At 60.0% G+C, this 14,691-nt stretch carries 15 protein-coding genes, 1 tRNA gene and 1 riboswitch; of the genes, 7 read left to right on the top strand and 9 right to left on the bottom strand.

All coding sequences use genetic code 11. The features are described 5' to 3' along the window. The 4 genes from PK789_RS05635 to PK789_RS05650 form a co-directional block, all read left to right on the top strand. Positions 1–425, top strand: a 425-nt coding sequence (locus PK789_RS05635) for a zinc finger domain-containing protein (protein ID WP_324307624.1), incomplete at its 5' end; no start/stop codon positions are given. After that, positions 422–925 carry a signal peptidase II gene (gene lspA / locus PK789_RS05640; protein WP_503011907.1) on the top strand — a complete coding sequence of 168 codons (504 nt, stop codon included), beginning with the start codon at positions 422–424 and terminating at the stop codon, positions 923–925. The genes PK789_RS05635 and lspA, both read left to right, overlap by 4 nt. 7 nt (positions 926–932) lie before the next feature. Next, entirely contained in the window at positions 933–1,883 is a 951-nt protein-coding gene (ispH, locus tag PK789_RS05645) for a 4-hydroxy-3-methylbut-2-enyl diphosphate reductase (RefSeq protein ID WP_324307627.1), read from the top strand. A 28-nt stretch (positions 1,884–1,911) separates the two neighbouring features. Continuing rightward, positions 1,912–1,987 (top strand) — tRNA-Thr (locus tag PK789_RS05650). Between the two features lie 53 nt (positions 1,988–2,040). On the opposite strand, the gene PK789_RS05655 is transcribed toward PK789_RS05650, so the two are convergent. From PK789_RS05655 to PK789_RS05680, 6 genes are all read right to left on the bottom strand, one after another. Beyond that, positions 2,041–2,484, bottom strand: coding sequence for a hypothetical protein (locus PK789_RS05655; RefSeq protein ID WP_324307629.1), 444 nt, complete (start codon positions 2,482–2,484; stop codon positions 2,041–2,043). Between the two features lie 118 nt (positions 2,485–2,602). After that, complete coding sequence (gene nfi / locus PK789_RS05660) at positions 2,603–3,283, bottom strand: deoxyribonuclease V (RefSeq protein WP_324307630.1); 681 nt, start codon at positions 3,281–3,283, stop codon at positions 2,603–2,605. Beyond that, the gene (gene mfd / locus PK789_RS05665; RefSeq protein WP_324307631.1) at positions 3,280–6,858 is read right to left on the bottom strand and encodes a transcription-repair coupling factor; all 3,579 of its coding nucleotides are present in this window, start codon (positions 6,856–6,858) and stop codon (positions 3,280–3,282) included. Before mfd ends, nfi begins: the two co-directional genes overlap by 4 nt. A gap of 104 nt (positions 6,859–6,962) precedes the next feature. Continuing rightward, complete coding sequence (locus PK789_RS05670; RefSeq protein ID WP_324307633.1) at positions 6,963–7,550, bottom strand: GNAT family N-acetyltransferase; 588 nt, start codon at positions 7,548–7,550, stop codon at positions 6,963–6,965. A 79-nt stretch (positions 7,551–7,629) separates the two neighbouring features. Continuing rightward, entirely contained in the window at positions 7,630–8,571 is a 942-nt protein-coding gene (locus PK789_RS05675; RefSeq protein WP_324307635.1) for a DUF808 domain-containing protein, read from the bottom strand. Positions 8,572–8,628: 57 nt separating this feature from the next. Continuing rightward, positions 8,629–9,486, bottom strand: coding sequence for a 23S rRNA (adenine(2030)-N(6))-methyltransferase RlmJ (locus PK789_RS05680; RefSeq protein ID WP_324307637.1), 858 nt, complete (start codon positions 9,484–9,486; stop codon positions 8,629–8,631). Between the two features lie 160 nt (positions 9,487–9,646). Between PK789_RS05680 and PK789_RS05685 the strand changes: the two genes are divergently transcribed. From PK789_RS05685 to PK789_RS05695, 3 genes are all read left to right on the top strand, one after another. After that, entirely contained in the window at positions 9,647–11,230 is a 1,584-nt protein-coding gene (locus PK789_RS05685; protein ID WP_324307638.1) for a M20/M25/M40 family metallo-hydrolase, read from the top strand. A gap of 108 nt (positions 11,231–11,338) precedes the next feature. After that, positions 11,339–12,055: a pseudouridine synthase gene (locus PK789_RS05690; protein ID WP_324307640.1), complete on the top strand. Its 717-nt coding sequence runs from the start codon at positions 11,339–11,341 to the stop codon at positions 12,053–12,055. Between the two features lie 225 nt (positions 12,056–12,280). Continuing rightward, complete coding sequence (locus tag PK789_RS05695; RefSeq protein WP_223626533.1) at positions 12,281–12,490, top strand: cold-shock protein; 210 nt, start codon at positions 12,281–12,283, stop codon at positions 12,488–12,490. Between the two features lie 79 nt (positions 12,491–12,569). Here PK789_RS05695 and dmeF read toward each other — a convergent pair whose 3' ends face one another. The 3 genes from dmeF to PK789_RS05710 form a co-directional block, all read right to left on the bottom strand. Continuing rightward, positions 12,570–13,538: a CDF family Co(II)/Ni(II) efflux transporter DmeF gene (gene dmeF, locus PK789_RS05700; RefSeq protein WP_324307641.1), complete on the bottom strand. Its 969-nt coding sequence runs from the start codon at positions 13,536–13,538 to the stop codon at positions 12,570–12,572. Between the two features lie 8 nt (positions 13,539–13,546). Continuing rightward, complete coding sequence (locus tag PK789_RS05705; protein ID WP_324307643.1) at positions 13,547–13,825, bottom strand: metal/formaldehyde-sensitive transcriptional repressor; 279 nt, start codon at positions 13,823–13,825, stop codon at positions 13,547–13,549. A gap of 105 nt (positions 13,826–13,930) precedes the next feature. Continuing rightward, positions 13,931–14,509, bottom strand: a complete 579-nt coding sequence (locus tag PK789_RS05710; protein WP_324307644.1) for a TMEM165/GDT1 family protein — start codon at positions 14,507–14,509, stop codon at positions 13,931–13,933. 4 nt (positions 14,510–14,513) lie between these two features. Continuing rightward, a riboswitch (yybP-ykoY riboswitch) is annotated at positions 14,514–14,687 on the bottom strand. Positions 14,688–14,691: the final 4 nt, after the last annotated feature.

The raw sequence follows: 14,691 nt of genomic DNA on the forward strand, positions 1-14,691 counted from the left end.
CCACTTGGTTCACCGGGCTGGCCGCGCTGCCGGAAGATGCACCATTGGCAGCTAAAGATTTCGAAGGCTTGCTGGAGCTGCGTGAACAAGTCACCAAGGCGTTGGAGCCAGTGCGCGCAGAAGGCAAAATTGGTGCGGCACTGGAGGCCGACATCGAGCTGCATTGCAGCGTGGCCGACCAAAACTGGCTGTCCCCGTTGGCCGAAGAACTACGCTTTTTGTTGATCAGTGGCGATGTGCGGGTTGTACCCAATGCCGATGCCAAGGGCGTGATCGGCGTCCTTGCCACACCCACCAGCAAGCCCAAATGCGTGCGCTGCTGGCACCACCGCGAAGACATTGGCACACATGCCACGCATCCATTGTTGTGTGGCCGCTGCGTGAGCAATGTGGATGGCGCTGGCGAAGTGCGGAAGTGGTTCTGATGGGCAAGATTCGCCCCAATGCACTTCCCTGGCTGACGGTCTCGATGCTGATTTTGGGTCTCGACCAATGGTCGAAGCTGTGGGTGCTGGCCAACTTGCCCGAATACACCGCAGTACCAGTGATCGATGGTTTCTGGAACTGGTATCGCACCTACAACACCGGCGCGGCGTTCAGTTTTCTGGCCGATGCCGGTGGCTGGCAGAAATATTTTTTCGTGGTGCTGGCGTTTGCCATCAGTGGGCTGATGGCGTGGATGCTGGCGCGCACGCCGCGCGGTGACTGGAAGCAAGCGCTGCCATTGTCGCTGGTGATCGGCGGCGCGCTGGGCAATGTCATCGACCGCTTCGCGCATGGGCACGTGGTGGATTTCATTCAGTGGTATGTGGGCACGCACTATTGGCCCGCGTTCAATATCGCCGATTGTGCGGTGGTGGGCGGCGCGATCGGCATGGCGCTGTTTGGCCTGCTGGGCGGCAAACCCGCATCGAAGCAAGGATAATCACGCTATGGCCGTCATGCTTGCCAACCCTCGCGGCTTTTGCGCCGGCGTGGATCGCGCAATTGAAATCGTCAAACGGACGCTGGAGATTTACGGCGCGCCGATCTATGTGCGGCATGAAGTGGTGCACAACAAATTCGTGGTTGATGATCTGAAAGCACGCGGTGCGGTGTTCGTGGAAGAGCTCGATGAAGTGCCTGACGGCGCCACCGTGATTTTCAGCGCACATGGCGTCTCGCAAGCGGTACGCGCCGAAGCCGGTCGGCGCGGTTTGAAGGTGTTCGACGCCACCTGCCCACTGGTGACCAAGGTGCATTTGGAAGTCAGTCGTACCCATCGGCGTGGCCGCGACATGGTGCTGATTGGCCATGCCGGGCACCCGGAAGTGGAAGGCACGATGGGCCAGTGGGGGCGCGGCGGCAACGATGGCCAGATCCATCTGGTGGAAGACAGTGACGACGTAGCCACGTTGCAACTCAAGCAACCCGACAACTGCGCCTACACCACGCAAACCACCCTCAGCGTGGACGATACCCGCGACATCATCGCTGCGCTGCGGGCGAAGTTTCCGAATATTCAAGGCCCCAAGCACGACGACATCTGCTACGCCACCCAGAACCGCCAGGACGCGGTGCGCGATCTGGTGCGCAATGGCTGTGAGGTGGTGTTGGTGGTGGGCTCCCCCAATTCGTCCAACTCCAATCGATTGCGTGAGCTGGCCGAGCGCGAGGGTGCACGTGCATGGCTGATCGACGGAGCCGACGAAATCGACCCGGCGTGGGTAGCAGGCGGCGTACGCATCGGTGTAACGGCAGGCGCATCCGCCCCGGAAGTCCTGGTGCAGGGCGTGCTGGCCCGCCTGCATGCGTTAGGCGCGGCCAATGTGCAAGAACTGCACGGCGAGCCCGAGAGCATGGTGTTTGCCCTGCCCAAGGAACTGCGCCCGCTGGCAGACTGAGCCGGCAGCCGGTATCATGCCCAGCTGCGCCGAAGTAGCTCAGTCGGTAGAGCAACTGATTCGTAATCAGTAGGTCGGAGGTTCGATTCCTCTCTTCGGCACCAGTCTTATAAACGCCTCGCGATTGCGGGGCGTTTTGTTTTTTTCGAAAGAAATTCTACTTTCCTGAAATTCCCTGTGCCGGCGACACCAACAGCGTCGCCTTGGGCGCAACGCCGCGTTCTAGGGCTTGCAGGGTGATGTGCAGATTGCCGGCGTCGAGTTCGGAGTGACCGCGGTCTTGCAACGGACTGGTGTGCAAGGAAAACGTGCGTGCCTTGCTACTGCCGGCAGCGACAAGGCTGAGTTCGATTTCGGCATCACCGGCCCAGATGCATTGCACTTTGGGTGGGCAGCGCGAATCGTTGACCAAGCGAACATAAGTCAGGCGGCTACCATCGGCAAGGCTGGCTTGTGCGCCCAAATTCAAGGTCACGGTTTGTTCGGCGGGCATCACGGCGGCTGTGGGTTTGCTGATGGGTTTGCTGCTGGGCTTCGGGTCAGATTTGCTGGCAGGGGGGGGCTGTTGGCCGGCACTGGCACAACCACTGAGCAAGGCCATTGAAAGTAAAAGCGAGGTGAGAATCTGCATACGTGGACGTGCCTCGGAATGCATGCGCAACACTGCGCGGGTAGCGGCAATGTACCGCGCTGCGGTGGTGTGCGCAGCAACGGCGTGCTTAACTGCGCTTGCTATCGCGGCGGGACGCAATGCGATCGGCCAAGCGGGTGGGTTCCGGCAGGCGGTAAGTTGTGACAAAACGCATCACCAATTCTGGTGCTGACGGCATGGCCACGCGGTGGCCGGGCGACACCACCAAGGGCAGGCAGCCGGGTTTACTGCGCAGCAGCCAGCCAATTTGCGTTTTGCCATCACGCAGTGGGGTGAACGCGCCGCGCATGTCGTGCAGGGCAATTTTGGCCTCGCCAATCAGAACACTTTTACCCACACCAATACTCGGCAGCCCGGTGGCGACACCAAAATGTGCGGCAATGCCAAGCCGACGCGGGTGGGCGATGCCGTGACCGTCCACAAATGCCAAATCGGGCGGGTGTTTCAGCAGGGCTAGGGCTTCCAAGAGTGCAGGCAGTTCACGAAAACTAAGCAGGCCGGGGATGTAGGGCATGCGCGTGGGTAGGCGGGCGACTTGCTGGTCGATGACCGTCAGTGTGTTGGCATCCAGTAAGACAACGGCGGCGCGCGTGATCGCACCATCATCCTCGAAGCCCACATCAAAACCGGCGACCGTGCGCAGCGATTTTGGAAAGCCATCACGCAGCACGACCTGGGTGGCCAGTTCGGTCTGTAGTGCGCGCATGGCATCGCCGTTGCCATGCCAGTCGGGAAGTGATGTGGTCATCGGGCAGGGTGCAACGCAGTGAGCAGGCCACGCGCCGCATTGAAGCGGGTGCTGGCATCGGGCAATTCCAAACTGATGCGCAACTTGTCAGGGCCATCCATTTTGTAATGTTTGGGTTGGCCTTGGATCAGTTGAATCACCGCCATCGGGTCCACATTGGGTTTTTCGACAAATTGCACGCGCCCGCCCTTTTCACCCAAATCCAATTTGCGGATGCCCAGTTGCGTGGCTTGTAATTTCAATTCTGCAGTTGCAAACAGATGTTTGCTGGCATCTGGAAGCAGACCAAAGCGGTCAATCATCTCCACTTGCAATTCACGCAGCGCATCCGCATCACGTGCGGCGCTGATGCGCTTGTACAAGGTCAGGCGCGCGTGCGGGTCGGGTAGGTAGTCGTCGGGAATCAATGCCGGCACATGCAAGTCCACATCGGCACCGAAATGATCATCGCCATCGGTGTCGGGCAATTTGCCTTGCTTGATGCTGCGCACAGCACGTTCCAGCAATTCGGTGTACAGGCTGAAGCCCACTTCGGCCATTTGCCCACTTTGGTCTTCGCCCAACAACTCACCCGCGCCGCGAATTTCAAGATCATGCGTGGCCAAGGTGAAACCTGCGCCCAACGCATCCATGGAAGAAATAGCGTCCAATCGTTTTTTGGCATCAGGCGTAATGCTGCGACCATCGGGCACCAACAAATAGGCATAGGCGCGATGGTGGCTGCGGCCAACGCGCCCGCGCAGTTGGTGCAACTGCGCCAAGCCAAATTTATCGGCGCGATTGATGAGGATGGTATTGGCGTTGGGGATGTCGATGCCCGATTCGATGATGGTGGAGCACAGCAGCACATTGGTGCGCTGCTTATGGAAGTCCAGCATCACCCGTTCCAATTCGCGCTCGTGCATTTGGCCGTGGGCAATGCCAATGCGGGCGTCTGGCACCAAGGATTGCAACTCTTCGCCCATGCGGCCAATGCTTTCCACATCGTTATGCAGAAAATAGACCTGGCCGCCGCGTGAGAGTTCACGCAGGAAGGCTTCTTTGAGTAGCGCATCGTCCCAAGCATGCACAAAGGTTTGCACGGCGAGGCGGTTGGCTGGTGGGGTCGCAATAATCGACAAATCGCGCAGGCCACTCATCGCCATGTTCAGCGTGCGTGGAATCGGGGTGGCGGTCAGCGTGAGCAAGTGCACATTGGCACGCAATTTTTTCAGGGATTCTTTTTGGCGCACGCCAAAGCGCTGTTCTTCATCGACGATCACCAGTCCCAGATCGGCAAATTTCACGTCCGGTTGCAGCAGGCGGTGGGTGCCGACGATGACATCCAGTTTGCCTTCCGCCAATTTTTGCAATTCGGCTTCGATTTCTTTTTTGGTCTTGAAGCGTGATAGCACTTCCACCTTGAGCGGCCAGTCGGCAAAGCGGTCGCGGAAGTTGCGGTAGTGCTGCTCGGCCAGCAAGGTGGTGGGCACCAGCACCGCCACTTGTTTGCCTGCGCTGGCAGCAGCGAACGCGGCGCGCACCGCGACTTCGGTTTTGCCAAAGCCCACATCACCGCAGACCACGCGGTCCATCGGTTGTGACGATGCCAAGTCACGCAGTACGGCTTCGATGGCGGCGTGCTGGTCGGGGGTTTCTTCAAACGGAAACGTGGCGGCGAAGGGTTCGTACATCGCCCGATCTACATCTATCGCCAAGCCCTGTCTTGCGTGACGTTTGGCTTGAATTTCCAGCAGCTCGGCAGCCACATCGCGGACCTTCTCGGCAGCTTTTTTCTTCGCCTTGGCCCACTGCTCACCGCCAAGATTGTGCAGCGGCGCGGTGTCGGGGTTGGCACCGGAATAGCGGCTGATGCGGTCCAGCTGCGCCACCGGCACATACAGGCGGTCACCTTTGGCGTATTCGATATCCAGAAATTCGCCGGGCATGCCGCCAATGTCCATCGCCACCAACCCGCGATAACGGCCCACGCCATGGTCTTCGTGCACGATGGGTGCGCCCAGCGAGAGCTCGCCCAAGTCGCGGATGATGGCTTCGGGTTCGCGCCCGGCACGCTTGCGGCGGCGTGGCTGGCTGGCACGTTCGGGGAAGAGCTGGCGCTCGGTGAGCACGCATAATGGCGGTGCATCCAACGCGAAGCCGTCATCGAATGCGGCAACGGTAATGGCGAAGCGCGCAAGCCCCTCTCCCTCCGGGGGAGGGGGTGGGGTGAGGGTTCGGTGAACGATCGCACCCTCATCCGGCGCTTCGCGCGACCTTCCCCCGGAGGGAGAAGGGAAAGCAAACGCATTCCAGTCCGTAACCACCGCCGGCAGCAACCCTCCTGCCTGCAACACTTCGCGCAGGGCCTCACGTCTGCCTGCAGAGTCCGCTGCAATCAGCACGCGGCCCGGATAACTGCGCAGAAAGTCGTGCAGGGCATCGGCGGGGGCGTGGTCTTTGGCGGCCAGCGGCAAGGTGGGTGCGGGTTGCACTGGCAGCGTGTGGGCCTCACCGTGGCGCGGATGTTGCGCACCACAGACCTCGATACGACTGCCCTGGTTGAGACGCTCGCGCAGATGGTCGGGTGCAAGCCATAGCTCGGTTGGCGGTAGCAGTGGGCGTTCGATGTCGTGGCGCAATTGCTCGTAACGATGGGCGATCTGCGCCCAAGCGGTATCGGTGGCATCGAGTGCGCCTTCGCACACGACCGGCAGTGCGTCAGGCAGATAGTCGAACAGGGTTTCGGTGGCGTGTTCTGCGCCGCGTTTTTTTTCAAAAAACAGCGGCAAGTAATATTCAATGCCTGCCGGTGCCAGCCCGGCTTTCAAGTCGTGCACCAACGCGCTGCGGCGGGTGTCGATGTCGAAGCGTTCGCGCAGCGTTCCCAGCGCACGCTGCACATGCGCATCGTCCATCGGCACTTCGCGGCCGGGCAATAATGCAATCGCGCTGATTTTTTCCAGCGAGCGCTGGCTGTCAGGATCAAAAATGCGAATTGACTCGATTTCGTCATCGAGCAGTTCAATCCGGAACGGTGTCTGCGCGCCCATCGGATACACATCCAGCAGGCCACCACGCACGGCGAAGTCACCGGGGTCGAACACCTGCGGCACGTGGCGATAGCCGGCGGCTTCCAGCCGGCGTTTTTCGGTATCCAAATCCAGCCGTTGGCCCAGCTTCAAATCAAACCGGTTACCCAGCACATGGCCGCGCGGGGCTAGCCGCTGCATCAGGGTGGTGGCGGGCACGATGACTATCCCGCGCGTCAACGCCGGTAGTTGCGCCAAGGTGGCCAAGCGCTGGCTGACGATTTCCGGGTGTGGGCTGAAGCGATCAAACGGCAGTGTTTCCCAGTCGGGGAAGCCCAGCACCGGCAGCTGGAGGTTGCCGGCCAGCAAGACGCGCAAGTCGGCTTCCAGTTGGTGCGCCGCATGATTGTCACGGGCCACCACCAGCAGCGGGCCATGGTGCTGGTGCGCGGCGGCGGCCAGCGCGCAGGCTAGTGCGGTGGTGGATGCGGGTGCGCGCCAGTAAGCGCGCGTTTGGCCGCTGCGGGGCAGTGGGGTGGAAAAGTGCAGTACGGGATCGGGCATGAAAAGACCATCAGCGCCGGCGTGGTGCGCCAGCGCATATGCAGTGAAGTTGTGTGCCGATTCTACGCTTGACGGCACTGCGCTAGGCCGAACTTAGGCAGGGCTTAAGTCTGGCTGAGAAAGGCCGGCGGCGGTAGCGGCAGCTTGGGCTTGGGCGGTGGAATGTCTAGCGCCACCCGCACCAGTCCAGCTTCGCCGGCGGCTTCGCGGCGAAAGCCGAGAGATTGCGCCAGTGCTTGCATCGGCAAATTGCTTTCCAACACATCACCATACACGCGCAACACCTTGCGGCCCTTGGCCCAGCGCACCAAGCGGCGCATCAAGTGCCGGCCCAAACCCATGCCATTGACGTAGTGGCTGACCAGGATGGCGAATTCCGCATCTTTGCCATTGGCGTCGATGGAAATGCGCGCCACCGCGCCAACCAACGCCTCGCCCGGTGGTAGCGGCTCGGCGGCGACCAGCGCAAAATCGCGGCGAGGATCGGGCCGGGTGAGTTGTTCGGCCTGCTTACTGCTCAGCTCTTTCATCGGATGCAAAAAACGCTGCCGAATTTCGTCTGGCTCAAGCAAAGTGAAGGCGGCTTGGATCGGCCCGGCATCCTCCGGGCGGATCGGGCGAATCAGGATGTCACGCCCATTGGCAAGGCGGACATGTTCGTGCCACGGGGGCATGCGGTTGCGTGCGGCCATTGGGGCATCATCCCGCAGTGGTGGTCAGAAAGATGAATAAGGCATAGCTGGTACACCATGAACGTATTTGTTGCTTGGATCAATGTGCCGGAAGGCCCTTCCCGCGCAGGCGCGCCAGCGCGGTCACTACGGCCAGTACCAGCGCACCCGCCAGTACCCCGAAGCCGGCGTTCAATAGGTTACTCCACAGCCACGCCAGCGGGCCGTGGCTGACGTGTGCAATCCAGTGATGCAGCGGGCCGATGCCGTGCGCCAAGATACCGCCGCCAACCAAGAACATCGCCGCCGTTCCGGCCACCGACAAAAACCGCATCAGTTTGGGTGCAAATGCCAAGATTGCGCGGCCCAGCGCGACGCTGGTCTTGCCAGCCGCAGTGCGGGTCAGGTACAGGCCAACATCATCCAGCTTGACGATGCCGCCCACCAGTCCGTACACGCCCACGGTCATGATCAGGGCAATGGCCACCAACACAACAAGCTGCTGCAAAAACGGCTGGGTAGCCACCGTGCCCAGTGAGATCACGATGATTTCAGCAGACAAAATAAAATCGGTGCGAATGGCACCTTTGATTTTGTCTTTTTCGAAAGCAATCATGTCCACCTGCGAGTCGGTCACTGCCGTTACCAATTCTTGTTGATGTGCAGCGTCTGCGGTGGATGGATGCAAAAATTTATGCGCTAGTTTTTCCACCCCTTCAAAACACAAAAAGGCGCCGCCAATCATCAGCAATGGCAGGATCAGTGGAATTGCAAAACCCTGCGTTTTCAGCCACGTCTCCAGCGCGGCGATGGCTAATGCTGCGGGGACCAAGATCGCCTTGTTTGTCAGCGAGCCCTTGGCCACCGCCCACACCACCGGTAATTCGCGATCGGCGTTGACCCCGGTGACTTGCTGCGCGTTCAGCGCCAGATCGTCACCCAGCACGCCGGCGGTTTTGCTGGCGGCGGTTTTGGTCATCACCGAGACATCGTCCAGCAAGGTGGCGATGTCATCGAACAGGGCAAAAAAGCTGGAGGCCATAGAGTTATGTACGCAATGCAAAGGGAAAACCGCGCGGATTCTCGCACGGCACAGGGCTTATGCCGGTGCGCGTAACCACGTCAATTGCGATGCCGCGCCGGCTTCACCCAGGGCGGTGGTCATCGCAGTCAAGGCCGGTTGCAGGGTTTGATCAAACTGCCACGGGGCGTTGAGTAGCAGCATGCCGCTGCCGTTCATCCGCAATGGCGAGTCATCCGGGCGCACCAGCAACTCCAGTAGCAGCGCGGATTTGGCCGGCAATGCCGCAGCTTTACGATAAAACGTCTGCAAGACGCGGCGCTGTTTGATGGGGTACCACAGCGCGATGATGCCCTGCGGCCAGCGGGCCAGGGCTTCGCGGATCGCGGCTAGGGCGGTGCCAAATTCGTCCAGTTGCGCTTCATACGGGGGGTCGATCAAGACCAGCCCGCGCGCAAATTTTTGTGCGCCGTGTTTGGGCGGAAGCAGTGCCTTGACGGCGGCGTAGCCATCGCGGGTGTGCACGGCAAGCCGTGGGTCATGTTCAAAATGGGTGTGGAGGACTTGCGCTTCCTCGGGGTGCAATTCGCAGGCGGCTATGCGGTCGCTTGTGCGCAGCGCATGCGCCAGCAGCCACGGTGAGCCGGGGTAGCTGTGCGCGCCGTGCTGTGCGCGGCAGGCTTGTACGGCGGCCAGATAACGGGCAATCGCGGTGTGTTTGGGGGCTTCGGCAATCAAGCGGGCAATGCCATCCCGGGATTCACCGGTCTTTTGCGCGGCCTCACCATCCAGCCGATACAGCCCGCGCCCGGCGTGGGTATCCAGCGCGAAGCAGGGCGCGGGTTTGCCGGTCAAGGCATCGCACAGCGCCAATAACACGACGTGCTTGAGAACATCGGCATGGTTGCCGGCGTGGAAGGCGTGGCGGTAATTCATGGCGCGATTCTACCGGCAGGCATCAACGCACACCGCTTTAGTCGGCAGAACGTGGCAAACATCACGGCTTGGCTGGCGCAGGCATGACCGATGGCCCACGCCGGCGCGGGAGTAGTTTCCTAAGCTGGGTGAACATTCAGCCAAATCTCCGGGGATAGAGATGAAACGATGGGTATTGGTCACCGCCTTGCTGGTGGCCGGCGCAGCACACGCACAAGAAAAGTTCGATCTGGACATGATCGCAAAAATCCGCCAGGAAGCGTTTGCGCGCTCGCAGGTGATGAAGACGCTGGATCACCTGACCGATGTGATCGGCCCGCGCCTGACCAATTCGCCCTCGATGCTGGAAGCCAACCGCTGGACGCGCTCCAAGTTCAGCGAATGGGGCATGGCCAATGTGCACGACGAGGCCATCGACGATCTTGGCCGTAGCTGGGTGTTCACCGATGCCAGCATGGACATGCTGAGCCCGCGTGCGATGCCGTTGCATGCCCTGCCCAAGGCGTGGACGCCGGGCACCACCGGGCCGGTGGAAGGCGAGGCGATGTTCGTCAAACTGGAGTCAAAGGACGATCTGGCCAAATGGAAAGGCAAGCTGAAAGGCAAGATTTTGTTCACCGACGATCTGCGCGCCTACAAGCCCAACGAGAAGTCCGATTTCCAGCGCCATGACCACGACAGCCTAGAAGAATTGCTGTCTTACCCGCTGGCCGATGATCGCAAGATGGATCCGGCAATGATTGCGCGCTTTCGTTCGCGCATGGAGCTGGCACCGCTGATCAATCAATATTTGATCGACGAGGGCGTGCTGGCCACGGTGTCGATCAGCAGCTGGAACGACGGTATCGTGCGGGTGATGGGTGGCGGCTCGCGCAAGGCCGGTGAATCCGTGGGCGTGCCGTCGTTGGTGATGATGGCCGAGCACTACAACACCGTGATGCGCGCACTGGAGCGCAAAGAGCCAGTGAAGCTGCGGTTGGCGGTGGATGCCAAATTCCTCAGCGACAACAACCAGACCGGCTACAACACGCTTGCCGAGATCCCCGGCAATGGCCCGCAAAAGGACGAAGTGGTGATGCTGGGCGCACACATGGATTCTTGGCATACCGGCGCCGGTGCCAATGACAATGGCGCGGGCGTGGCGGTGATGATGGAAGCCATGCGCATCCTGAAAGCGGTGGGTGCCAAGCCCAATCGCACCATCCGCGTAGCGTTGTGGACCGGCGAAGAACAAGGCCTGATCGGCTCGCAGGAATACGTGAAGCAGCACATCGGCAAGTTCGAGGAACCCAAAGACCCCGAACAAAAAGCGATGCCCGCGTTTTTCCGTCAGCACAAAGGCAAGCTGATTCGTGGTCAGGATTACGGCAAGGTGTCGGCGTATTTCAATCTGGATAACGGCAGCGGCAAAATTCGTGGCATCTACGCCCAGGAAAATCTGGCGGTTGCCCCAATTTTTGCCGAATGGATGAAGCCTTGGAACGACGTGGGTGCCACCATCGTCACCCAGCGCAATACCGGCAGCACCGACCACGTCAGCTTTGATGCCGTCGGCGTGCCCGGCTTCCAGTTTGTACAAGACCAACTGGACTACTTCAGCCACGTCCACCACACCGATCTGGACGTGCAAGACCACGCAGTCGAGGCCGACCTCAAGCAAGCCGCCGCAATTGTCGCCTCGTTTGTGTACAACACCGCGATGCGCCCACAAAAACTGCCGCGCAAACCGTTTGTCGAGAACTAAACGCGACGCGCAGTGCGTCATCTCGAAAGGCCGGCAATTCGCCGGCCTTTCGGGTTTTGGTGGGCATGCGCCCGCAACGGCAGTGCTGCCGGGTAAAATGCCCGCACCATGCGCCTAAACCGACATATCGCCGATACCGGCTTCTGCTCCCGCCGTGAGGCCGATCGCTTGATCGCCGAAGGTCGGGTCACGGTCAATGGACTGCGTGCGCGCATCGGCGGCGAGCTGGGCGAGGGCGATGATGTGCGCATCGACGGCAATCCACTGGCCGCACGTACCGCCGCCAAGGGCCAGCGTCGGCACGTGTATATCGTGTTGAACAAGCCCGAAGGTATTACCTGCACCACCGATTTGGAGGTCAAGGGCAATATCGTTGAATTTGTCAGCCATCAGCAGCGCATCTTCCCGATTGGGCGGCTGGACAAAGATTCAGAGGGGCTGATCCTGCTGACCAGCAATGGCGATATCGTCAACCGCATCCTGCGCGCCGAAAATAAGCTGGAAAAAGAGTACCTAGTCGCCGTCAATCACCAGGTCACCGACGAGTTCTTACGTGCGATGGCGCGTGGTGGGGTGCCGGTACACGGGCAGGCCACGTTACCGTGCAAGACCGGCAAACTGGGGCGGTTTGGCTTCCGGATCGTGCTGACGCAAGGCTTGAACCGGCAAATTCGACTGATGGCTGCGCATTTTGGCTACCGGGTGAAACAGCTGCACCGGGCGCGGATTGGCAATGTCAAACTGGGGCACCTGAAGCCCGGGCAATGGCGAAATCTGAGCGACACGGAATTGCGTGGCTTACTGCCTGAACAGGCCGATTGGTAGGCCAAAAAGCTCGTCCGTGAAAAAAATATCACGGGGGTTCACATTTGGGGTCAAAAACAGGGTATGGTGCGCCCACTGTTTCAAGCGGGATCACGGTACATCGTGACCCGATGCGGTAGATCCATTGTGATCCGCTCATCGTGTGCGTTACCCCTTGCTCGACAGTCGCGCCTCGTTCGCGGGGTGTGTGTCCATTTCCAAACTGTTTATCTAGGAGTTGCAAACATGTCGGATCGTCAGACCGGTACTGTCAAGTGGTTCAACGATGCCAAGGGCTTTGGCTTCATCACCCCGGAAAGCGGCCCGGACGTTTTCGTCCATTTCCGCTCGATCCAGGGCACCGGCTTCAAGTCCTTGCAGGAAGGCCAAAAGGTCACCTTCAAGGTCGTGCAGGGCCAGAAGGGCCTGCAGGCCGACGAAGTGCAGGCCGGTTAATTCCGCCTGCGCCTCGCGCAAAAAACCCGGCTTCGGCCGGGTTTTTTTTGTTTGATGATGTGCGTTCAAAAGTCCAGGCTCATTGTGTGCAGTACTGCACCTCGACGGTGGAATGCCCGATTTCTGGATGCACCGCCAGCTGTTTGCGCACGAGATCCGGGGTTAGCGTCAAGTCATGGGTCACCACGGTGATGGCGCAGGAGTACACCGCTTTGCCAACGCGCCAGACATGTAGGTCGGCGATGTGTGTCGCCTCGGTAGCAGCGGTTTCCACCACGCTGCGGATTTCAGCAACCACCGGGTGATCCATCTCGCGGTCAAGTAGGACTTTCCCCGTCTGGATGATCAAACCTTTTGCCCAGACCGCAACCAAGATGGCGCCGGCGATGCCCATCACCGGATCCAGCCACGACCACCCGTACGACCAGCCACCCAGTAGCGCCACGATTGCGAGTACCGATGTGGCCGCGTCGGCAATTACATGCACATACGCAGACTTTAGATTGAGGTCGCCATGGTGGTTGTGATGGTCGTGATCATCTTCATGGTCATGGTCATGGCTGTGACTGTGACCGTGACTGTGATCATGATGATGGGCCTTGCCAAGAATCAGGGCGCAGCCAACATTGACCAATAATCCTAGGGTGGCGATGACGATGGCCTCTTGGTAGTGAATGGGTTGTGGGGTGGCGATGCGTTCGATGGAGCCCACGACCATCATCACCGCAACGCCCACGAGGAAGAGGGCACTGGAAAAACCGCCTAGTACCTCGATCTTCCAGGTGCCAAATGCAAAGCGGGTGTCGTGTGCGTAGCGACGCGCGGTGGCGTATGCCAGCGCGGACACGCCAATGGCGACGGCATGCGAGCTCATATGCCAGCCATCGGCCAGCAGAGCCATCGAGTTGAACCACCAGCCTGCGGCAATTTCGACCACCATCATGGCCGCAGTGATCCATGCGACGAACCGCGTGCTGCGTTCGGCGTGGTCATTGCCACGATCGAATTGATGACTATGCGTCCAGCGGGACAATTGTTCGGTATGCATGGTGTGGCTCATTTCAGGTAGGTGCGCAGCACGTCGATCAGCGCATTGGCACCTTGGGTGCGCAAGCCGTCATTGGTGATGGCGGGGTCGGCAATGTGTGAGCGGATATGTTCTTCCAGCACTTGCGTCATCAGCCCACCGATAGCACCACGGATGGCGGCGATCTGGTGCAAGACATCAGCGCAGTCTTGTTCGGTGGTAAGCGCACGTTCAAGCGCTTCCACTTGGCCGCGAATACGCCGAGCACGCGCCAGAAGTTTTGATTTGTCGCGGATGGTGTGGCCCATAGGAATCATTTAAATAGGATACCTGGGTAGGGTATCAAGTGTGTGATGCGGCCACCACTGGGCGACCGTGCCTATTCGCAGGCGTCAGGATGCCTGTAGGCAGGCTTAAAGCCCCAAGTTGGCCCCAACCCCCAGTAACGTGGCCACGCCCAGCACTGCAAAGATGGCGGCGGCGATGCTGTGCACCAGTTTCATCGGGATTTTGGCCGCCAGTTTGTCGCCAATAAACACCGCCGGCACGTCGGCAATCAACATTCCCAGCGTGGTGCCGGCAATCACCAAGAGCGGCGTGCCGTAATGGGCGGCCATGGCAATGGTGGCGATTTGGGTTTTATCGCCCATTTCAGCCAGAAAGAAGGTGATCAAGGTCGCCCCGAACACACCGAAGCGGCTGGCAATGGTGGTTTCTTCGTCCTCGATCTTGTCGGGGATCAGGGTCCAGATCGCCATGCCGATAAACGACAGACCCAGCACCCAGCGCAGAATGCCGGGGTTCACGCTATGGGTGATCCATGCGCCCAGTGCGCCAGCCAGCCCGTGGTTGACCAAGGTGGCGGCAAGAATACCGAGGATGATGGGGACGGGCTTCTTGAAGCGTGCGGCCAAGATAAAGGCCAGCAATTGGGTCTTGTCGCCAATTTCCGCTAGGGCAACGACGCCGGTGGAGACGAGTAGGGCTTCCATACAAAATATCCTTGGCCGGAACGCGGACGATTGACCACAACGCTTCCCCGGCCATTGCGGAGGCATCGTGGTCAAAGGTCTTGCCAAGCATGTACCGCCTGCGCCATGGCCGATGGGCCAAGTATGTTGACGCAGGCCACTTCGGGATAAAGTGCGGCTACTCCCCAATGACCTGCGTAGTT

Source organism: Thermomonas sp., assembly GCF_035369645.1.
Lineage (GTDB): Bacteria > Pseudomonadota > Gammaproteobacteria > Xanthomonadales > Xanthomonadaceae > Thermomonas.